The 20,880-nt window shown below is 72.7% G+C and carries 18 protein-coding genes; 7 read left to right on the plus strand and 11 right to left on the minus strand.

The window, feature by feature from the left end:
- The first annotated feature begins 24 nt into the window (after window positions 1–24).
- From HNQ07_RS16380 to HNQ07_RS16390, 3 genes are all read left to right on the plus strand, one after another.
- Entirely contained in the window at window positions 25–456 is a 432-nt protein-coding gene (locus HNQ07_RS16380) for a hypothetical protein (RefSeq protein ID WP_184113740.1), read from the plus strand.
- A 109-nt stretch (window positions 457–565) separates the two neighbouring features.
- Window positions 566–1,651, plus strand: coding sequence for a M20/M25/M40 family metallo-hydrolase (locus tag HNQ07_RS16385; protein ID WP_184113742.1), 1,086 nt, complete (start codon window positions 566–568; stop codon window positions 1,649–1,651).
- Between the two features lie 104 nt (window positions 1,652–1,755).
- Window positions 1,756–3,117: a S41 family peptidase gene (locus HNQ07_RS16390; protein WP_184113744.1), complete on the plus strand. Its 1,362-nt coding sequence runs from the start codon at window positions 1,756–1,758 to the stop codon at window positions 3,115–3,117.
- A gap of 14 nt (window positions 3,118–3,131) precedes the next feature.
- Here HNQ07_RS16390 and HNQ07_RS16395 read toward each other — a convergent pair whose 3' ends face one another.
- Window positions 3,132–3,614, minus strand: coding sequence for an acyl-CoA thioesterase (locus HNQ07_RS16395; RefSeq protein ID WP_184113746.1), 483 nt, complete (start codon window positions 3,612–3,614; stop codon window positions 3,132–3,134).
- Between the two features lie 10 nt (window positions 3,615–3,624).
- A complete protein-coding gene (locus tag HNQ07_RS16400; RefSeq protein WP_184113748.1) occupies window positions 3,625–3,936 on the minus strand; it encodes a 4a-hydroxytetrahydrobiopterin dehydratase in 312 nt (103 codons plus the stop codon).
- 164 nt (window positions 3,937–4,100) lie between these two features.
- Here HNQ07_RS16400 and mutS point away from each other — a divergent pair, with 164 nt between their 5' ends.
- Window positions 4,101–6,668: a DNA mismatch repair protein MutS gene (gene mutS / locus HNQ07_RS16405; RefSeq protein ID WP_229832142.1), complete on the plus strand. Its 2,568-nt coding sequence runs from the start codon at window positions 4,101–4,103 to the stop codon at window positions 6,666–6,668.
- 6 nt (window positions 6,669–6,674) lie between these two features.
- Here the strand turns inward: mutS and HNQ07_RS16410 are convergent, their stop codons facing one another.
- From HNQ07_RS16410 to HNQ07_RS16440, 7 genes are all read right to left on the minus strand, one after another.
- A complete protein-coding gene (locus HNQ07_RS16410) occupies window positions 6,675–7,748 on the minus strand; it encodes an alpha-hydroxy acid oxidase (RefSeq protein ID WP_184113749.1) in 1,074 nt (357 codons plus the stop codon).
- The gene (locus HNQ07_RS16415) at window positions 7,735–8,892 is read right to left on the minus strand and encodes an aminotransferase-like domain-containing protein (protein ID WP_184113750.1); all 1,158 of its coding nucleotides are present in this window, start codon (window positions 8,890–8,892) and stop codon (window positions 7,735–7,737) included. Before HNQ07_RS16415 ends, HNQ07_RS16410 begins: the two co-directional genes overlap by 14 nt.
- Window positions 8,889–9,857 carry an agmatinase gene (speB, locus tag HNQ07_RS16420; protein ID WP_184113751.1) on the minus strand — a complete coding sequence of 323 codons (969 nt, stop codon included), beginning with the start codon at window positions 9,855–9,857 and terminating at the stop codon, window positions 8,889–8,891. The genes HNQ07_RS16415 and speB overlap by 4 nt, the downstream gene beginning before the upstream one ends.
- Before the next feature lie 22 nt (window positions 9,858–9,879).
- The gene (locus HNQ07_RS16425; RefSeq protein WP_221275140.1) at window positions 9,880–10,620 is read right to left on the minus strand and encodes an amino acid ABC transporter ATP-binding protein; all 741 of its coding nucleotides are present in this window, start codon (window positions 10,618–10,620) and stop codon (window positions 9,880–9,882) included.
- Window positions 10,621–10,629: 9 nt separating this feature from the next.
- A complete protein-coding gene (locus HNQ07_RS16430; RefSeq protein ID WP_184113752.1) occupies window positions 10,630–11,208 on the minus strand; it encodes a helix-turn-helix domain-containing protein in 579 nt (192 codons plus the stop codon).
- Window positions 11,205–11,855 (minus strand): amino acid ABC transporter permease, encoded by a 651-nt coding sequence (locus tag HNQ07_RS16435; RefSeq protein WP_184113753.1) that lies wholly within the window; start codon window positions 11,853–11,855, stop codon window positions 11,205–11,207. Before HNQ07_RS16435 ends, HNQ07_RS16430 begins: the two co-directional genes overlap by 4 nt.
- A gap of 155 nt (window positions 11,856–12,010) precedes the next feature.
- Window positions 12,011–12,754, minus strand: a complete 744-nt coding sequence (locus tag HNQ07_RS16440; protein WP_184113754.1) for a basic amino acid ABC transporter substrate-binding protein — start codon at window positions 12,752–12,754, stop codon at window positions 12,011–12,013.
- 152 nt (window positions 12,755–12,906) lie between these two features.
- Between HNQ07_RS16440 and HNQ07_RS16445 the strand changes: the two genes are divergently transcribed.
- The 3 genes from HNQ07_RS16445 (at window position 12,907) to mutL (ending at window position 17,629) form a co-directional block, all read left to right on the plus strand.
- Window positions 12,907–14,274, plus strand: a complete 1,368-nt coding sequence (locus tag HNQ07_RS16445) for an FAD-binding oxidoreductase (RefSeq protein ID WP_229832140.1) — start codon at window positions 12,907–12,909, stop codon at window positions 14,272–14,274.
- Between the two features lie 146 nt (window positions 14,275–14,420).
- Entirely contained in the window at window positions 14,421–15,905 is a 1,485-nt protein-coding gene (locus HNQ07_RS16450) for a 3-keto-disaccharide hydrolase (protein WP_184113758.1), read from the plus strand.
- An 80-nt stretch (window positions 15,906–15,985) separates the two neighbouring features.
- Window positions 15,986–17,629: a DNA mismatch repair endonuclease MutL gene (mutL, locus tag HNQ07_RS16455; protein ID WP_229832139.1), complete on the plus strand. Its 1,644-nt coding sequence runs from the start codon at window positions 15,986–15,988 to the stop codon at window positions 17,627–17,629.
- A 13-nt stretch (window positions 17,630–17,642) separates the two neighbouring features.
- On the opposite strand, the gene HNQ07_RS16460 is transcribed toward mutL, so the two are convergent.
- Both HNQ07_RS16460 and HNQ07_RS16465 read right to left on the minus strand, forming a co-directional pair.
- Window positions 17,643–18,803 (minus strand): amidohydrolase, encoded by a 1,161-nt coding sequence (locus tag HNQ07_RS16460; RefSeq protein WP_184113760.1) that lies wholly within the window; start codon window positions 18,801–18,803, stop codon window positions 17,643–17,645.
- Window positions 18,804–18,927: 124 nt separating this feature from the next.
- Window positions 18,928–20,724 (minus strand): asparagine synthase-related protein, encoded by a 1,797-nt coding sequence (locus tag HNQ07_RS16465; RefSeq protein ID WP_184113762.1) that lies wholly within the window; start codon window positions 20,722–20,724, stop codon window positions 18,928–18,930.
- Window positions 20,725–20,880 lie beyond the last annotated feature (156 nt).

Raw genomic sequence — 20,880 nt, forward strand, 5'->3', positions numbered from 1 at the left:
GAGTCCCCCTCCAGGAGGTTCCAGATGTTCTTCCAGCAGAACGACCGGCACGAGAAGATGGCGGCCCTCGACCCGCGCGACACCAACCAGGACGGCGTGGTCAGCCCCGAGGAGGCCGCCGCCTACGTCCAGGACTACATGAGGAGCGCCTCGCCCGAGGAGCGCCAGCAGATCCTGCGCGACTACATGGGCGGCCTCAGCCCGGACCAGCGCCAGCAGATGGGCGACGCGATCGTGCAGAGCCCCGCCAACCCCGTGCAGCGGGTCAATCCGCAGGATCCGGACGATCTGGCCGACGCCTACGCCAAGACCGCGCAGGCCCCGGTGCAGGACGGCCGCAGCCCGCTGGAGGCCGCCTTCGCGCCCGGCGGCGCGCTGGGCAACCCCATGGTGAAGGCCGGTCTGGTCGGACTGGCCGCCATGATCGGCAGCAGCATCCTGAAACGCGGGCGCTGACGCTCCGCTGGGCCGGGCCACTCCGCACGCCGGGGTGGCCTGCCCCCGTGTCCCGCTCCTGCGGGGCGTCCGGCGGTGCTTGCGCCCGGAGCCGCTAGAATTGCGCCCAATGCCCCTGTCCTACCTGACGCGGATCGCGCAGACGCCGGCTCCGACCTTCCACGAGGGACGCCGCGCCGACCTGCTCGCCTCGCTGTGGCAGGAGCTGGGCTACACCACCGAACGCGACGCTGTGGGCAACGTCCTGACCCGCGTCACACCGCCCGGCACCGAGGGCAAGCCCGCGCTCCTGCTCGCCGCGCACCTGGACACGGTGTTCGAGCCCGGCACCGACGTGACGGTGCGCGAGGAGGCCGGGCGCCTGATCGGGCCGGGCGTGGGCGACAACAGCGCCAGCCTGGCGGTCGTGACGGCCCTGCTACGTGACCTGCGCGCCGCGCCCGGCACGCTGACCCGGCCGCTGTGGGTGGCCGCGAATGTCGGCGAGGAGGGTCTGGGCGACCTGCGCGGCAGCAAGGCGCTGATCGAGCAGCACCGCCCGCAGCTCGGCGCGTTCATCGCCGTGGACGGCTACCTGGGGGTGGCGGTCACGCGCGGGGTGGGCGTGCGCCGCTACCGGGCGACCTTCGTGGGACCGGGCGGGCACTCGTGGGGTGACCAGGGTCCCAGCACGCTGCACGCGATGGGCCGCGCGATCAGCGCCCTGTACGCCCTGCACCTGCCCATGACGCCGCGCACCACCCTGAACGTGGGCGTGGCGGGCGGCGGCACCAGCGTCAACTCCATCGCGGGCAGCGCGGAACTGCTGCTCGACCTGCGCTCGCTGGACGCCGGCGTCCTGGCGGATCTGGACAGCCGGGCGGTGGCGTCGCTGCACGCGGCGGCGCGCGAGGTGGGCGTGACCGTGCGCGTCGAGCGCGTCGGGGACCGGCCGGGCGGGCACCTGAACAGCGAGCCGCTGCTGCCGCTGATCCGCGAGGCAGCCCGCGAACTGCGCATCGAGGTGCGCACCGCGTCGAGTTCCACCGACGCGAACGCCGCCGCGCCCCACGGCCTGAGCGCCGTGGCGGTCGGCGTGTACCGCGGCGGCAACGCGCACCGCGCCGACGAGTGGGTGCAGGCGGCCAGCCTGGGGTCCGGCCTGAAGTTCCTGGGCCGCATGGTCGACCTGTACCAGAGACGGCCCGTGCGCTGACCCCCCCCGGCCGCCGCCCCCCCGCCGGGGGCAGGTTTTTCGTGACCTGCATGGCAATTCCGGCCCACCAATTTCCCATCCGGCCAGGGCAGAATGCGGGGACCATGACTTCCTCGCCGCTGCCTGTGGCCCCCCTGTCCGCCCCCCTGCACGCCCGGCCCCGGGTGCCGTGGCGTGGGGCACGGAGGCTGCTGCTCGGCGCGGCGCTGCTGAGCGGCGCGGGCGCCCACGCCGCCACCGTGTCCTCGCCCGCACAGGAGCTGTTCATGCGGGTAAACATCCTGATCCAGCAGCAGTACGGCGGACTGTCCACCGTGGACCGCGCCGCGCTGACCCGCGAGTACCAGGAGCGGCTGGACGCTGTGTGCGCCGCCGACGGCCCCGACTGTCCCGAGAGCCGCGCGTACCCGGTCGTGACGGCGGAACTGACCGCGCTGGGCGACGACCACAGCTACTTCATGACGCCGGACGACCTCAAGGACTTCATCTCGCGCGCCACGGGCGGCACCCGCCGGCAGTTCGGTGTGAAGCTCGCCAGCCTGGACGGCGAGAACCGCGTGGTGACCGAGGTGGTGCCCGGCAGCGCCGCGGACGCCGCGGGTCTGAAGCGCGGTGACCTGCTGCTGACGCTGAACGGCAAGCCCTACACCTACGCTGGCCTGCGCTCCGCCCGCGATTCCGGCACGCCGATCACCCTGGGCCTGACGCGCGTGGGCCAGCCGCTCACCCTGACCCTGACCTCCAGCGAGAGCAGCACCGAGGAACTGCCGCTGGTGCAGTACGTGCCCGCGCCCACCGCCACGAACCCGCAGGCGGAAGTCGCCGTGCTGCGTATCCCGACCTTCCTGTCGGGCGGCGGCGTGGCGCAGCGCGTGCACGACCTGGTGGGCGAGGCGCAGACGCGCGGCGCGGCCGGCATGATCGTGGACCTGCGCGGCGATCCGGGCGGTAGCCTCAGCGAGTGCGACAGCGCCGTGAGCGCCTTCGTGCCCACCGTGACCCGCCTGGCCCGCTCCGCCGGCGGCAACAGCCGCACGGTGGTGAGCCGCGGCACCCGCCTGGAGGACGGCATGCCCAGCGGCGGCGTGCGCCGCCCGCACCTGTGGACCGGCCCGCTGGCCGTGCTGGTCGACCAGGGCAGCGCGTCGTGCAGCGAGTTCTTCGCGTACGAGGTGCAGTACGCCGGGCGCGGCCCGATCATCGGGGAGGCCACCGCCGGCGTGGGCAACACCGCCACGCGCGTGTTCGACGCGGGCAAGGGCGGCCTGCAACTCACCATCCTGAACTACGCCAAGCCCGACGGCACCCCGTACCCCATCCACGTCACGCCGGACAAGACCTTCGCGCAGGGCGAGGCGCAGCTGCGCGACCTCACGCAGGGCAAGGACGACCTGCTGCAGGAGGGCCTCAAGGCCCTGAACAGCGCGCCCGTACTCGGCAGCGACCCGTACCGCCAGGAGCCCTGAGCCGGGCGGGCGCGTCAGCCCGCCCGCACCGGGAACCCGAAGCGCTCCAGCACCTCGCCGGGCGTGCGCTTGGGCCGGCCCGACAGCGGATCGACCCACACCCAGTCGGTGCGGCACTCGGCCAGCCGCACGCCCTGGGGTGGGTCGCCGTCGTTCACACGGTCGACGGTGTACAGGCGCACCGAGCGCAGGCCCGCACTCTCGGTCAGGTAGGTGCGGACGCGGGCGCGGTCGCCCAGCACCGCCGGCACGTGGTACGTGATGCGGTGCTGCCGCGCGACCGGCACCGCCCCCAGCGCGGCCAGCGCGGGCGTGTCCAGATCCAGCCGCGCGGCGTGCGCGCGGGCCACCCGTTCGCACCAGCCCAGGTACACGACGTTGTTCACGTGCTCCAGTTCGTCGAGGTCATCCGGACCGACCGTCAGCACGAGTTCGTGCCGGCGCTGCGGGATCAGCGCGTCCCAGTCCGGGTGCGCCTCGGGCAGATCAGCGCTCACAGGGTTGGGCTCATGCGCCGTACAGGTCGTTCACGGCCCGCGATCCCGCGAGGTCCAGCGCCGTGATGCCGCCCGCATCGTGCGTGAAGTACGTGACCTTCACCTTGCGGTATCCGATCAGGAGGTCCGGGTGGTGGTTTTCCGCCTCGGCGTGCGCCGCGACCCGCACTGCGAAGTCCACACCGGCCTGATACGTGTCGAAGGTGAATTCACGCCACAGCCGGCCGTCGTCGCCCCACCAGCCCGGCGCCTTGCCGGCCTGCACGTCGCCGTCGGAGAGGAGCCGGTTCGGGTCGTACGCCATGCGGGGATCGTATGCCATGCCCGGATGGTAGGAGATGGCCGGGGCAGCGTCTGGAAACTGGGACGCGATCCGGGGGGCCAGGGAGCGCCGATGCGGGCACGCCCGCGGGCTGGAGCCCGTAACCGCCGAATCGTTCCTCCGTCCCCGCGCCCATTTCCGGCTCCGCGCTATGCTTTTTCCCTATGCGGCCCCAGCGAGCGCAGAGCGTCCTGAAAGGCACCGGTCACGGCGCCCTGCCGCCCATGCTGGAGCAGTACGTGAAGATGCGGGACGAGGTCGCGGCGCAGCTCCCACACGCGCTGCTGCTGTTCCAGGTGGGCGACTTCTACGAGACCTTCGGGGAGGACGCCGAGCGGGCCGCGCGGCTGCTGGGCCTGGCGCTGACGCACAAGAGCAGCAAGGACTTCAGCACGCCCATGGCCGGCATTCCGCTGCGGGCGCTCGACGGAAACGTCGAGAAGCTGCTTGCGGCGGGCGTGTGCGTGGCGGTGGCGGATCAGGTGGAGGAACCGGGCACGGGGCTGGTCGACCGCAAGGTCACGCAGCTCCTGACGCCGGGCACCGTGACCGAGGAGCGGCACCTGGGCGTGGACGAGAACTACCTGGCAGCCGTGGCGACCGGCGACGGCTACGCGCTGGCGCTGCTGGATGTCAGCACCGGCGAGTTCCGCTGCGCGGCGTTCCACACGCGGCTGGCGCTGTACGACGAGCTGTCGCGCTGGCGGGCGCGCGAGGTGCTGCTGGCGCCGGAACTCGCGGGCAACGGCGCGCTGCTGGCAGACTTCCAGGCGCGCTTCCCGGTGATGCTGTCGCCGGCGACCTTCGCGGAGGAGCAGGGGCGGGCAGAGGTGCAGGCCGCGCTGGGCGAGGTGCCCGGTACCCTGGACACGCCGGCGCTGGTGCGGGCCTGCGGCGCGGTGCTGGGATACGCGCGCGTGGCGCTCCAGGGGCAGCTGGACATGGTGCGCCGCGTGGTGCGCTTCGAGCCGGGCGCGCACATGCGGCTGGCCGACTCGGCGCTGCGCGCGCTGGAGGTGTTCACGCCGCAGTCCCCGCAGGGCGTGACGCTGATGGACATCCTGTGCCAGACGCGCACAGCGGGCGGGCGGCGCCGGCTGCGGGCGTGGCTGCGCGCGCCGCTGCTGGACGAGCTGAGCATCCGCGCGCGGCTGGACGCCGTGGAGGCCCTGACGCGCGCGGCGGACCTGCGCGCCGGCGTGCGCTCGCTGCTGTACCGCGCGCACGACCTGGAGCGGCTGGCGGCGCGGGTGGCGACCCGCCGCGCCACGCCGCGCGAGGTGGCGGCCCTGGCCCGGACGCTGGACCTGCTGCCCGAGGCGACCCGGCTGCTGGACGGCCAGGCCGGGCTGCTGGGCGGGGTGCGGGCGCGGCTCTCGGCGCTGCCGGACGTTGTGACGCGCATCCGGGCGGCGCTGGTGGACGACCCGCCCATCCGCGCGGGCGACGGCGGCCTGATCCGCGACGGCTTTTCTGCCGAGCTGGACGAGGTGCGCAGCGGCTCGCTGGCCCACCGGGCGTGGCTGGCCGAGCTGGAGACCACCGAGCGTAAGCGCACCGGGATCGGCTCGCTGAAGGTCAGCTACAACGCGGTGTTCGGGTACTACCTGGAGGTGACGGGAGCGCACCTGTCGAAGGTGCCGGCCGACTACCGGCAGGTGGCGACCCTGAAGGACCGCGCGCGCTTCACGCGGCCCGACCTGCGCGAGCGCGAGCGCGAGATCGCGCGGCTGGACGCGGCGGCGGCGCGGCTGGAGGCCCTGGTCTTCACGGAGCTGCGCGACTCGCTCGCGGCCCACGCCGAGGCGCTCGCGGCGGCAGCCGGGGCGCTGTCGGAACTCGACGTGCTGTCGGCGCTGGCGGAACTCGCGGTGGAGGGCTCGTGGGTGCGGCCCCACACGCTGCCGGAGACCATGATCGCGCTGACGCAGGCGCGGCACCCGGTGGTGGAGCGCGCCACCGGCGGCAAATTCGTGCCGAACGACGCGGCGCTGGACGACGGCCGCTTCCTGCTGCTGCTGACCGGGCCGAACATGGCGGGCAAGAGCACGTACCTGCGCACCGTGGCAATCTGCGCGCTGCTGCACCAGATCGGGTCATTCGTGCCGGCCGACCACGCGCACATGCCGGTGTACGACGCCATCCACACCCGCATCGGCGCGTCGGACGATCTGGCGGGGGGCCGCTCGACCTTCATGGTCGAGATGAGCGAGCTGGCCGCCATCCTGCACGGCGCCACCGCCCGCAGCCTGGTGATCCTGGACGAGGTGGGGCGCGGCACCAGCACGCTCGACGGCCTCGCCATCGCGCAGGCGGCGCTGGAGCACCTGCACCTCACGCGGGCGCACACCCTCTTCGCCACGCACTACTTCGAGCTGACACGCCTGGAGGCGGAACTGCCGGGCGTGGTGAACCTGCACGTGGCCGCCGAGGAGGACGCCCGCGCGGACGGCGGCAGCGGCCTGACCTTCTACCACCAGGTCGTACCCGGCGCGGCGCGGCACAGTTACGGCGTGGAGGTCGCGCGGCTGGCGGGGCTGCCGGGCAAGGTCACGGCCCGTGCGGGACGCCTGCTGACGGCCCTGAACGCGGGCGGCGACGACCGCCGGCTGGTGCGGGAACTCGCCACGCTGGACGTGTCGCGCCTGACGCCCATGCAGGCGCTGGAGCTGCTGCACCGCTGGCAGCGCGAGGCGACCGGGACGGCGGAAGCCGAAACTGCCCCCTCCTGAGCGGAGTTACCCGCGCCAGATCAGGTCCGGCCCCAGGTCGGCAATGCGAGTCTTGCCGCACAGGGCCATCGCCAGCCGCAGCTCGTCGCGCAGGAGGTCCAGGGTGTGGCGCACGCCGCCCTCGCCGGCCAGGGCCAGGCCGTACAGCGCCGGGCGGGCGACGAACACGGCGGCCGCGCCCAGCGCCAGCGCCTTGAGGACGTCGGTGCCGCGCGTCACGCCGCCGTCCAGGTAGATCTCGGCGCGGCCCGCCACGGCGTGTGCGATCTCGGGCAGCGCGTCCAGTGCGGTCACGGCGGTGTCGAGCTGCCGGCCACCGTGGTTGCTGACCCACACGTGGCAGCCGTGCTCCACTGCCAGGGCGGCGTCCTCGGCAGTGAGCAGGCCCTTGACGATGATGGGCAGGGTCGTCTGTGCGCGCAGCCACGCCAGGTCGGCCCAGCTCAGGGCCGGGTCGAGCAGGGTGTCGAAGTAGCTCAGGTCGTCCAGGCCCTCGCTGCCGGGTGTGCGCGGGCCGACATTCGGCAGCACCGTGCCCGGCGCGACGCGCACCGGCGTGCGGATGATCGCCTCGCGGCGGCCCAGGACCGGGGCGTCCACGGTCAGCACCAGGGCGCGCGCGCCGGCCGCCTCGGCCCGCCGGATCAGGGCGCGGCTCACGCTGCGGTCGCGGTACAGGTACAGCTGGAACCACAGCCGGCCGGGCGCGGCGTGCGCGACGTCCTCGATGGTACGGTGGCTCATGGTGCTCAGGGCCATCACGCTGCCTGTCTGCGCGGCGGCGCGGGCAGTGGCGACCTCGGCCTCGGGGTGCACCAGCCCGTGCAGCGCGCATGGAGCGATCCCAACCGGGAAGTCCAGCGGCAGGCCCAGCACGGTGGTCGAGGTGTCGATGGCCGAGACGTCCACCAGCATGCGCGGGCGCAGGCGCAGCGCGGCGTAGCCGTCGCGGTTGGCGCGCAGCGTCACCTCATCGTTCGCGCCGCCGGCGTAGTATGCGAGCGCGGCGGGCGACAGCACCTCCGCCGCGGCGGCCTCCATCTCGCGGAGGTTCAGGTACGGCAGGTCAGGTGTCGGCATGGCTCCCCGGACGGCTGGCCTCGATGGCCCGGCCCAGCCGCGCGGCCCCGTCGCGCAATTCGGCCTCGGCGTAGTACGCGAAGCACAGCCGGGCCCTGTCGCCCTGGGTGTGGTCCGGGCTGAAGCGGTTGCCCGGCTGGTAGCGCACGCCCTCCCGCACGGCCCGCTCCAGCAGGGCGGCGCTGTCCAGCCCATCCGGGAGGGTCACCCACACGAAGTACCCGCCCTGCGGCACCTGGAACGTGACCGGCAGGGAGCGCAGCGCGTCCGTCAGGGCGGCGGCCCGCTCCCGGAAGGTGTCGCGCAGGCCCTGGACGTAGCGGGCCAGCAGCCCGAGTTCGAGCATGCTGCGGATCACGGCGCTGCCCAGCGGGCTGAAGCCCCCGCCGCTGGCGACCATGCCGTTGCGCGCGAGCGTCTCCAGCCGGTCCGCCCGCGCGCTGATCCAGCCCAGCCGCGTGCCCGGCGCGAGGATCTTGCTGAACGACCCCAGGCTGAGCACCTGCCCGGTGCCCACGTGCGCCGCCAGCGACGGCGGGGGCGGATCGCCGTAGGTCAGCAGGTGATAGACCTCGTCGGCCACGACCAGGAAGTCATGCTCCTGCGCGAGGCGCACCAGGGCCTCGCGGCGCTCGGCAGTGAGGGTGGCGCCGGTCGGGTTCTGGTGGGTGGGGATGATGTACACCAGACGCGGACGGTGCTGCTGCACCAGCGCAGCCAGCGTGTCCACGTCCAGGCCGTGGGCATCCACCGGCACCGACACGATCTTCAGGCGGTGGCCCCGGAAGATGTCCAGCGCCAGGAAGTACGTGGGGTCTTCCACGATGATCGTGTCGCCCGGCTGCGTGAACATCGCGCAGATCAGGTCGAGCGCCTGCGACACCCCGCCGGAGATGAACAGCTCCTGCGGATCGACGGGAAAGGCGTACTGGCCGGTCAGGAACGCGGCCAGTTCGGTGCGCAGGGCGCCGTCACCCCACTCGGCGCCGTATTGCAGGAACGACGGATCGCCCTGCGCGAAGCGGTGCGCGGCGGCCTCCCGCATGAAGTCCAGCGGCAGCAGGTCCAGCGTGGGGTGCCCCACGCCCAGCTCGATCACGCCCTCGGCCAGGGTGGTCTGGACGCTTTTCAGAACCGGGCTCATGCGCGCCCGTCCCTCCTGTTCAGCGCGAGCAGCGTGATGAGTTCGTAGGCGACGGTGGCCGCCAGCAGCGCCGTGACCTCGCCGTGGTCGTAGGCGGGCAGGACTTCCACCACGTCGCAGCCGACGAGGTTCAGGCCGCCCACCCCCGGACGGTGCAGCGCGCGCACGTAGTCCAGCGCCTGCCGGCTGGTGGGGCCGCCGACCTCCGGGGTGCCGGTGCCCGGCGCGAAGGCCGGATCGACGAAGTCCACGTCGAAGGTCAGGAACACCGGCCGGTCGCCCACCCGCGCCCGCACGCGCTCGGCCAGGGATTCCGGCGTGAACGCGGGCAGCTCGTAGCCGTCGATCACCTCGAAGCCGAGATGGCGGGCCACGTCCAGATCCTCGGGGTCGTACAGCGGGCCGCGCATGCCGATCTGGATGCTGGCCGACGGATCGAGGATGCCCTCCTCGGCAGCGCGCTTGAAGGGCGTGCCGTGGTTGTACTGGAAGCCGAAATAGGAGTCCCAGGTGTCGCTGTGCGAGTCGAAGTGCACCAGCGCGAGCGGCCCGTGCACGCTGGACACCGCGCGCAGGTGCGCCAGCGTGACGCTGTGGTCACCGCCCAGCAGCACCGGCGTGACCCCTGACCGCACGACCGGCGTCAGCGCGGCCACGATGCGGTCGTACGACGCCTCGATCTGGCCCGGCACGGTCGGCAGGTCGCCGTAATCCACGCCGGACAGGTGGTCGAACACCCGTATCTTCTGCGCGGCGTTGAAGGGCCGCTGGAGCGCGCTGGCGGTGCGGATCGCGGCCGGGCCGAAGCGGGCGCCCACGCGGTACGACGCGCCGGTGTCGAAGGGCGTGCCGATCACCGCGAAATCCACGCCGTCCAGATCGGTCACGTGCGGCAGGCGCATGAAGGTCCGCACGCCGGTGAAGCGCGGCGTCTCGAAGGAATCGGCGGGTTCGTAGTGGGGCATGGCGTGGACCTCGGGGAAAGCGTCAGTGGTGCGCGACCCGGTGCAGGAAGGTGCGGGTGCGTTCCAGTTTCGGCTGGCGGAAGAACTCGGCGGGCGGGGCGTCCTCCAGGATTTCACCGCGGTCCATGAACAGCACGCGGTCGGCCACGTCGCGCGCGAAGCCCATCTCGTGCGTGACGACCAGCATGGTCATGCCGCCGGTTGCCAGGCCGCGCATCACGTCCAGCACCTCGCCCACCATCTCGGGGTCCAGCGCACTGGTGGGCTCGTCGAAGAGCATGATCTTGGGCTCCATGGCCAGGGCGCGGGCGATGGCGACGCGCTGCTGCTGCCCGCCCGAGAGCTGCGCGGCGTGCTTGTCGGCCTGCTCCTCGATGCCCACCCGGCGCAGCAGGGTCAGGGCACGGTCACGGGCCTCGGCCTCGCTCAGGCCGCGCAGCTTGATCGGCGCGAGCATCACGTTGCGCAGCACGGTCAGGTGCGGAAACAGGTTGAACTGCTGGAAGACCATGCCGACCTCGCGCCGCACGGGTTCCAGGCGCTTCAGGCGGCTGAGGGGGTGGCCGTCCACCGTGACCTCGCCCTGCTGAAAGTCCTCGAGCTTGTTCACGCAGCGGATCAGGGTGCTCTTGCCGCTGCCGGACGGGCCGAGCACCACGACCTTCTGCCCGGCGTGCACGTCCAGGTTCACGTCCTTGAGGACATGCAGCGCGCCGAACCACTTGTTCAGGCCCTGGATGCGGATGATCGGGTCTTGCGTCATGCGGGCACCTCAGGGGTGGGGACTCGTGATCCAGATGACCTCGGTGGGCGTCTGGGTGGGGTTGCGCCAGTTGTGCGGAATACGCGACGAGAGCGTCAGGCTGTCGCCCGCGCCGAGGAAGTAGTGGGCGTCTTCCACCATCACCTCCAGCTGGCCGCTGAGCACCGTCACGAAGGACACCTCGGCGTCGAGGGTATACAGCTCCTCGCCGCCATAGCCGCCGGGATCGATGACGCTGCGCAGCACCATCAGCTCGCCGCCCAGGCCCTGTGAGAGCAGCACCTCGTGCACGTCGTGCCCGCCGAAGTTCACGGGCGGGGCGTCGGCGGCGCGGATCAGGTGCGTTGTGGGCGGGTCGAACAGCGTGCCGGGCCGGATGCCCAGCGCGGCGCAGACGTTCACCAGCGACGCCACCGACGCGCTGGTCAGGTCGCGTTCCATGCGGCTCAGGAAGGACTTGTCCAGCCCTGTCAGCGCCACGAGCTGTTCCAGCGTGAGCCCCTTGGCCTTGCGCGCCGCGCGCAGTCGGGGGCCGATGCGGGGTTGGAGCGGTGGATCAGCCGTATGGGGGTCGGCGGCGCGGCTCACGCCACCCGCCAGCGCTTCTCGATGCGGTTCGCCACGAAACTCAGGCTGAGGGTCATGATCAGGTACATCACGCTGATCGCCAGGAACATCTCGAAGGGCCGGAAGGTGCGGCTGGACACCAGCTGCGCGGCCCGCGTGAGTTCCACGATGGCGATCGCGGACAGCAGCGAGGAATTCTTCAGCAGGCTGATCGCCTCGTTGACCAGCGGCGGCACCACCCGCCGGAACGCCTGCGGCAGCACGATGTAGCGCAGCGTGTCGGTCGGCGTGAAGCCCAGCGACAGGCTCGCCTCGGTCTGGCCACGCGCGATGCTCTGGATGCCGCTGCGGACGATCTCCGCGACGTACGCGCTGGAGTTGATGGAAAACGCGATCACGCCCGCGAGAAACTCGTTGATGGGATGCTGGAGCAGCTGCGGCAGGCCGAAGAAGATCAGGAAGATCTGCACCAGCATGGGCGTGCCCCGGATCAGCTCGATGTACGCCAGCGCCAGCGCCGACAGCCACCGCAGCGGCGACAGCCGCGCCAGGGCGACCAGGGTGCCAAGCAGCACCCCGAACACCAGCGACAGCGCCGTGATCTTGACGGTCATGGCCGCGCCCTGGAACAGGTACGGGAGGTTCTGCCAGATCAGATTGAAATCCATGCGTCACCAGGGGTCGGGAAGGTCAGAAGGTGTGGGGGCGGGCGAACGCCACCGGCAGCAGCGCGGCCCGGCCAGGGAGAGAAGCCCCGGACGGGCCGGCGCGACGAGCGCGAGGGGTGGCCGCGGCGTGAGAGCGCCCTCCCCTCACACCCGGTTTACTTGAACCACTTGGCGACGAGCGCGTCCATCTCGCCGCTCTTGCGCAGCTGGATGATCGCGGCGTTCACGCGGTTCTGCACGTCGGTGCAGTCCTTGCGGATGGCGAGGCCGGTATCGATCTTGTTCAGCATGCCCGTGATCGCCAGGTCCGGGTAGGTCTTCAGGAACTGCTGCGCGACGGGCCGGGCGACGATCATGGCGTCGGCCTGGCGCGTCTGGACGGCCAGCGCGGCGTCGGTGTACAGGTTGTAGGACTTGACGTTGCCGCCCTTGACGCCCTGCGCGAGCTTCTCCTGGGCGCTGCCGATCTGCACGGCGATGCTCTTGCCGCTGAGATTCGCCAGCGTACGGGTGGCGCCGTTTTCCTTGCGCACCACGATCACGTTCTGGCCGGAGAAGTACGGCAGGCTGAAGTTCACGCTCTTCTTGCGCTCGTCGGTGATGGTCATGCCGGCGGCAATCATGTCGATCTTGCGGGCCAGCAGGGCCGGAATCAGGCCGTCGAAGCTCTGGCCGATCACGTTGACCTTCACGTTCATCTGCTTGGCGATGGCGGTCATCAGGTCGATGTCGAAGCCGACGATCTTGTTGTTCGCGTCCAGCGATTCGTAGGGCGGGTAGTCGGGGCTGGTGCCGATGTTCAGGCCGGTCTTCTGGATGGTGGCCATACAGCCCTGGGCGCCGGCGTGGGCGACGAGGAGGCACAGACCGAGGGCGAGCGTGGTGCGGGTCGTCTTCATGGGGTTCCTCCGGGTGAGGCTGTAAGCTGTGGGGGCAGGTTAAGACGGAGTTGCATGGAATGCAACCCGGTTGCATGCACAATGTGCGGCCTGCCCGGCCGCGTGCTGCCCATCCCGCACCGAGCGCCCGATCCGGCGCGGAGGAGTCCACCGTGAACACCGCTGCCCTGGAAGCCCTGCGCGCCCGCTACGGAGAGCGCCTCAGCACCGCTGCCCCGGTCCTGGAGGCCCACGGCCGCGACGAGAGCCACCCGACCGTGCACCCGCCCCACGCAGTGCTGTTCGCCCACAGCGAGGCGGACGTGGTGGACGCCCTGCGCCTCGCGTCCGAGCACGGCTTTCCGGTCACGCCCTTCGCGGTGGGCAGCAGCCTGGAGGGACAGGTGATTCCGGTGCAGGGCGGGCTGTCGCTGGACGTGTCACAGCTGAACCGCGTCCTGTCTATAGAGCCCGGCGGCTTCCAGGCGACCGTGCAGCCCGGCGTGACGTACCCGCAGCTCAACCGCCAGGTCCGGCCGCATGGGCTGTTCTTCCCGGTCGATCCGGGCGCGGAGGCCAGTCTGGGCGGCATGGCCTCCACGAACGCGAGCGGCACCGGCGCGGTGCGCTACGGCACCACCCGCGACAACGTGCTGGAACTGCGCGTGGCCCTGATGGACGGCACGGTCATCCGCGCGGGCAGCAAGGCCCGTAAGACCAGCGCCGGCTACGACCTGAAAAACGTGTTCATCGGCGCGGAGGGCACGCTGGGCATCATCACGGAACTGACCGTGAAGCTGTGGCCGCTGCCGGCGCACGTGGTGGTGGTGCGCTGCACCTTCCCCACCGTGCAGGCCGCCGCCGCGTGCGCGGTCATGGTCATGGGCGCGGCGCTGCAACCCGAGCGCCTGGAACTCATCGACGAGCACGAGATCCACGCCGTGAACGCCTACGAGGGCACGGCGTACCCCGAAGCGCCGACGCTGTGGATCGAACTCGCCGCGCCCAGCGCCAGCGCCCTGGAGGAGACGCTGGCCGTGTGCGTGGAGCTGTGCGAGGACGCCGGCGCGCAGCACCTGGACACCGCCCGCAGCGCCGCCGAGCGCGCGAAGGTGTGGGAAGCGCGGCACCACGCGTACCACGCCATGAGCGCCCTGTACCCCGGCCACGCGCGCCTGAGCACCGACCTGTGCGTGCCGCTGCACCGCCTGCCGGACGTGCTGGGCGCGGCCCGCGAGGCCTGCGACGCGGCCAGTCTGCGCGCCAGCTTCGTGGGCCACGTGGGCGACGGGAATTTCCACGTGCTGTTCCACGCGCCGCCGGACGACGCTGCCACGTGGGCCGCCATCCACCGCGTGTACGACGACATGGTGGAGCTGGCGCTGGCCGCCGGCGGCACGTGTTCCGGCGAGCACGGCGTGGGCCTGCACAAGCGCGGGTACCTGGCGCGGGAGCACGGCGACTCGCTGCACGTGATGCGCGGCCTCAAGGCGCTGTTCGATCCGCGCGGCCTGCTGAACCCCGGCAAGATCCTGCCCTGAGCGGGACGGGCCGCGTGGCCTGAGGGTCAAGTGAAAGGAGCGGGGCGGCCCGGTTGGGTGTGCCCTCACTTGCCCGCCGTGCCCGCACCCGAAAGTGGTGCACACGAGCGCGGGACTGGAACCCGGCCGCTGTCCGGAGGACTGCCATGACCGATCACCCTGCTCCCGACCGCGCCGCACGCCCCCCACGGGCGGCACTTGTTTCCGCGCTGCTCGGGCTGTGCGCGGCCCTCTCGGCGTGCGGGGGCGCCGCTCCGTCTGGGGGCACGCCGGACCCGTCCGGACCGCCGCTGCAACCGCAGACGGCGTGGACCCCGCTGCTGAACGGCACGGACCTGAGCGGCTGGACGACATGGTTTCCCTCGCAGGGCGCGGGCCACGATCCCGAGCGCGTCTTCCAGGTGGAGGACGGCGCGCTGCACGTCCTGAACGTGCCGGTCACCGCCCAGGACCGCGATTTCGGGTATGTGGCGACCACCACCCCGCACGCCGACTACCGCCTGCGCCTGCAGTACCGCTGGGGCTCGAAGACCTTCGCGCCGCGGCGGGAGCAGCCGCGCGACGCGGGCGTGCTGTACCACATGACCGGCCCGGACGGCCTCTGGCCCAGTTCGCTGGAGTTCCAGATCATGGAGGGCAGCACCGGCGACCTGTGGGCGCTGAACGGCACCAACCTCAGCACCACGGCCGGCACGAACGCGGGCGGCGAACTGCGCTACGACCCCTTCGGGGAGGCCGTGACCACCACCTTCCCGGCCCAGAGCTACAAGCGCCTCGAGCGCGCGGCGGAGGTGCCGGAGGCCGCCGGCTGGAACGACATGGAACTCATCGTGTCGGGCGACGAGGCGGTGCAGGTCGTGGACGGGCAGGTGACCGCGCGCGTCACGGGTCTGCGCGCTCCGAACGGCTCGCCGCTCACGGCCGGCCGCATCGCCCTGCAGGCCGAGGGCGCCGAGGTCTACTACCGCAACATCGACGTGCGGCCGCTGGCGTACCTGCCTCCCCCGGCCGGCGCGACCGTGCTGCTGGGTCCGGGCGCGACCAGCGCGGACGGCTGGCAGGCCCGCTCCGGCGCCCCCGCCGACTGGCCGGTCCAGGGCGGCGTGATGACCGTGCGCAGCACCGCCGTGCCGGGCGACGCCGCGAGCAGCAACGACGTGCGCACCGCGCAGGAGTTCGGCGACATGCACGTGCACCTGGAGTTCAAGCTGCCGGTCACGCGGCCCGGAGTGCCGGAGCAGGACCGCGCGAACAGCGGCGTGTACCTGCAGGGCCGCTATGAGGTGCAGATCCTCGACTCGTTCGGGACCGCGCTGGGCGGCCGGGACGACCTGGGCGCGGTGTACGGCCAGCGGGACGCCGCCAGCAACGAGGCCCTGCCGGCCGGGACGTGGCAGACCTACGACATCCTGTTCCGCGCCGCGCGCTGGCAGGGCGGCGAGAAGGCGCAGGACGCCCGCATGACCGTGTACCTCAACGGCGAGAAGGTGCAGGACGACGTGCCCGTGAGCGGCAGCACGCTGCTGGGCGCGCCCGAGGCCGACGCGGACGGCCCGCTGGTCCTGCAGGACCACGGCAGCGCGGTGCAGTTCCGCAACATCTGGGCAGCCCCACTGGACGGCGGGTCCTGAGCGGAGCCTGCGCCGTGTAGGACGGCCAGGACGGAATCCGCGCTCCAATCAGCCGCCCGGACGTGCGCTACGCTGCGCGCGTGATCCACGTCCTGCCGCCCCACGTGGCCCGCCTGATCGCGGCGGGCGAGGTGGTGTCGCGCCCGCTGGATGTGGTGCGGGAACTCGTGGACAACGCCCTGGACGCCGGAGCGACCCGGATCGAGGTGGAGGTCGAGGAGGGCGGCCTGCGGGTGGTGCGTGTGCGCGACAACGGCGTGGGCATCCCCGCCGAATCGGTGGCGCTGGCGGCCGTGCGGCACGCGACCAGCAAGCTCCCGCCGGACGTGAGCGCGGTGGAGAGCGTCACGACGCTGGGCTTCCGCGGCGAGGCGCTGTGGGCGGCGGCCCAGGCGGGTCACCTGCACCTCGTGACCCGGCCCGCCGCGCAGGTGGGCGCGGCCGAGGTGCACGCCCACGCCGAGGACGTGCAGGTGGGCCGCACGTCGGCGCCGGCCGGCACGACTGTCGCGGTCAGTGGGCTGTTCGGGGCGCTGCCCGCCCGCCTGCGCACGCAGCTGCCTCCTGCCAGCGAGGTGCGCGAGATCACGGCGCTGCTGGGCCGCTACGTGCTGCACCACCCCGCCGTCCACTGGCGCGTCACGGTGGACGGCGAGGCCCGCGTGACGCACGCGCCCGCCGATCACCGCGGCGCAGTGGCGAGCGTGTACGGGCCGGTCAGCGCGAACCGCGTGCTGGCCGTCGAAGCCGGGGGCGTGCGCGGCGTGGTCTCGCGCCCGGAACTCACGCGCGCGCGGCGCGACCGCATGCACTTCAGCGTGAACGGCCGCCCCGTGCAGGCCCCGCCGGAGCTGGAAAAGGCCGTGATCGAGGGCTATGCGGAACTGCTCCCCGCCGGCGTCGCGCCGCTGTGCGTGCTCGACCTGACCGTGGCCCCGGGCGACCACAACCCGAATGTCCACCCTGCCAAGCAGACGGTCGCGCTGGCCGACCTGCCGGGCGTGGCGGCGCGCGTGCGCTCGGCGGTCGCGGCCGCGCTGGCGGCGCATCCGCTGGCCCGGCTGGCCCCGGCCCTGAGCGCTCCGCCGCCGCCCGTGCGGGACGCGGGCGGGTCGTCCTTCCCGGCGCTGAGCCTGGTCGGCGTGTACCAGGGCCTGTACCTGCTCGCGCAGGGTGAGGGCGACCTGTGGGTGGTGGACGCCCACGCGGCCCACGAACGCGCCCTGTACGAGCGGCTGGCGCGCGGCCTGACGGAGGCACCCGCCGTCGAGCTGCCCGAGCCCGAACTGCTGCACCTCACCCCGGAACAGACCGCGCGGCTGCACGAACGTGCGCCCACGCTGCACTCCTGGGGCCTGACGCTGGAGGACTTCGGCGCGGGCCTGGCGCGGCTGCGGACCCTGCCGGCCAGCCTGGCCGCGCTGGGCGTGCCGCGGCTGCACGAGCAGATCGTGGAGGCCGCGCTGGGCGACTCGCCGGACCCGCGCCGGGACGTGCTGGCGCGGCTGGCGTGCGCCCCAGCCCTGAAGGCGGGCATGCTCGACCACGCGCGCGGCGAGGACGTGCTTGCCGCGCTGGCCGCGTGCGAGCACCCGTGGGCGTGCCCACACGGCCGCCCGACCGTGCTGCGGCTGGCGGAACGCGAACTGGCCCACGCCTTCGGGCGGCGCGGCGTGCGCGACGTGGCGCGCGGGCGCGACAGCGTGCCGGGCCTGAAACCCTGAGCCGCGGCCCGGCTCACTGCGGCTGCGTGAGCCTCCGGGCCGCCGCGACGTACAGCCGCATGCCGTACTCCAGGGCGCGCTCGTCGATGTCGAACTTCGGGTGGTGGTGCGGCGCGGCGTCCGGGCCGCCGGCGCCGACCAGGATGAACGACGCGGGCACCCGGCCCATGTAGGCGCTGAAGTCCTCGCCGCCCATCAAGGGCTCGCCGGGGTGCAGCGTGGCGTCCGGCAGGGCCTGCGCCGCCACGTCACGCAGCGTGGCCGTCACGCCGGGGTCGTTGTTCACGGCGTCGTAGCCGGTGTGGTACGCGAAGGTGTAGGTGGCGCCCGACGCGGCCGTGATCCCCTTCACGACGGTCTCGATACGCTCCGGCATGGCGGCGCGCAGCGCCGGGTCGAAGGTGCGGACTGAGCCGCCCAGCGTGACCTCGCCGGGAATGACGTTGTGCGCGGTGCCGCCGTGCAGGGTGGTCACACTCAGCACCGCCGGCTGCACGGGGTCGCGCTGGCGCGAGACCACGCTCTGGAGGCCCAGGATGACCTGCGCGGCGATCACGACCGGGTCGATGGTCGTGTGCGGGAACGCGGCGTGCCCGCCCTTGCCGCGGATGGTGACGTCGAAGCTGTCGGGCGCGGCGAGCAGCGGGCCGTCGCGCAGCACGATCACGCCGGCCGGCAGCGGGCTCATCAGGTGCATGCCGACCGCGACGTCCACGCCGGCCATCAGGCCGCCGTCCACGAGTTCGCGCGCGCCGCCCGGGAACAGTTCCTCGGCGTGCTGGAAGATGAAGCGCACCTCGCCGTGCAGGGTCTCGGGATGCGCGCTGAGGTCCTGCACGGCCCCGAGCAGCATGGCGGTGTGGCCGTCGTGGCCGCACGCGTGCATCACGCCGGGCGTCTGCGACGCGAACGCCAGGCCGGTGTCCTCGTGGATGGGCAGCGCGTCCATGTCGGCGCGCAGCAGCACCGTGCGGCCCGGTCCGGCGGTCCCCTTCAGCACGGCCAGGACGCTGGTGGGCGTGGGGCGCGTGACCGTCAGGTGCGGAAAGCCGCGCAGCACGTCTTCCACGTACTGAGCGGTGGCGTGTTCTTGGAAGGAGAGTTCGGGGTGCTGGTGCAGCCAGCGCCGCCAGGCGATGACCTGCTCGGCGCGGGTCGTGGAGATCGTGGTCATGAAGGCCCTCCGGGACCGCCCGGAGACGTCCGGGCCGGCGTTCCCCGACGATTCCACCCCGGCTGCCGGGACGTCAACTGCGGGGAGGCGCCTTCAGGCGAGGGCCGGCCGGGCCGGAGAACCGTCAGTCTCCGGCGGGCGCGGTGTACGCGGGCGCCGTCAGCACGTTCAGCACGCCGGGGTCCGCACGGCGGGCGTGGGCCGGGTGGGCCGTGACGACCGCGTCGGCCGCGCGCAGGGTCAGGAGGCGCATCAGGAAGGTCGCGTGGTCCACCGTGCCGATCCGCAGGCCCGGCACGCCCAGCAGCCGCGTGCCGAGCGGCGTGCGGCGCAGGCGGCCCAGGTGGCTGCGGACGTGGCCTTTCAGGGTTGCCCGGCGCGAGGGCAGGGTCAGGTCGTCCAGCAGCCCCGCGATCAGCCCCGGCTCCAGCAGCTCGTCGATGCGGCTGGGCTGGTCCGCCATGGCCTGTACAGCGGCGCGCTGCGCGATCAGTTCGGCGTTCCAGTCGGGTTCGTAGCCCTGGCTGGCGGCGATGGGCACGCGCAGCAGCTGCGGGTCGAGGTGCAGCAGGGCGGCGCGGAACAGGGCCTTGTCGGCCATCGCGGGCAGCGGAATGCGGCTCAGGAAGTTCAGCACCTCGGTGTCCAGGAACGGCGTGTGCACGCGGGCGGCGTGTCCGGCGAAGCGCTCACGCCACGGCAGCAGCACGTGCGGCAGGTGCTGGTCGAGCATCAGCATCAGGTCGCGCTGGGCGGGGTGCTCCCAGTTCAGGGTGCGGGCGGTGATCACGTCCAGTTCCGCCTGCCACGCGCCCTCCAGCGTGGCGTACCGGTCGGCGGGGATGCGGCCCTGCAACCACGCCAGGGGCGCGAAGCCGGTCAGGTAGTGGTTCTTGAGCTGCTCCGGCACGGTCTTGAGGGGGTGGCTGCACAGCTCGAAGGCCTGCTCGCCGGTGAACACGTCGGTGGGCCGCAGCGCGCCGAGCTGTGTCCACGCGTCGGCCTCGTCGCAGAAGTGCGTGACGCCCTGCCCCCACTGTGCGTTGTGGCGCACGGTGCTCGGCAGGTCGCCGCCGTACGCGCCGATCACGGTGTGCTGCGCGCCGTACTGCGCGGCGAGCCGCGCGGCGACGCTGGTGTCGGAGCGGCGCGTCTGGTCGCCCAGCGCGTACGAGAAGCTCTGCAGGGCCGGGCCGCCCGACGCCAGCAGGCTCAGCAGGCCGCGGGAATCGTAGCCGCCGCTCAGCGACAGGATCACGCGTGGGCCGGCCTCTGCCACGCGGCGTGCGGTGGCGGCGCGCAGCAGGTGCGCGAGTTCGCGCGTCAGGTCCTCCGTGACGCTTCCGGTCAGCGGGCCGGGCGACACGCTCCAGTACTCCTGCACGTGCAGCCGGGTGCGTTCCACGGTCGTGACGCTGGCGCGCGGCAGGGCGCGCACGCCGGCGTGCAGAGTCAGGCCGCCGAACATGTTTCCGGTCGCCAGGTACGCGGCGACGCCGGCCGGGTCGAGCGGCCGCGGCTGGAACCCGGCCCAGTCGGCGCGGGTGGCGAGGGCCACGTGGTCGCCGTCGTGCGCGGCGTACAGCTTGTGCGACCCGGACGGGTCGGTGATCACGCTGACCGTGCCCTGCCGCAGGTCGAGGAGGACCAGCGTGTACGCGCCCTCGATGTGCCTCCCCAGCGCCGCGCCGTGCTGACGGTACAGGGCCGGCAGCGCCGCCACCGGTGTGCCGTACACCTGACCGTGCAGGAGCGCCACGACGTCCGATGCGGGGCACACAACGGGCCGGACGCCGACCGCACTGAGCTGTGCGCGCCACGGGCCGACCGCGAAGGGCTGGGCCAGCGCGGCCCTGGTGAGGGGCCCGGCGGGGAGCGCGTGGCCGGTCCAGTCGAGGTGGAGGCCGAAGTCAGCGGACATGGCGCGACGACCCGGCTACGTGCCGACCTGTCCCTGCAGCGGGTAAAGGAAAGGTGAAGAACGTCATGCCTCACGGTAGGCAGGACACGGTGACGCCACTCTGACAAAACCGCGTCCTGGACGCCCCCCAGCGGTCCCCCCCGGCGGGGGCGTGCA

Origin of the sequence: Deinococcus metalli (assembly GCF_014201805.1) — a bacterium.
GTDB classification, from domain to species: Bacteria; Deinococcota; Deinococci; order Deinococcales; family Deinococcaceae; genus Deinococcus; species Deinococcus metalli.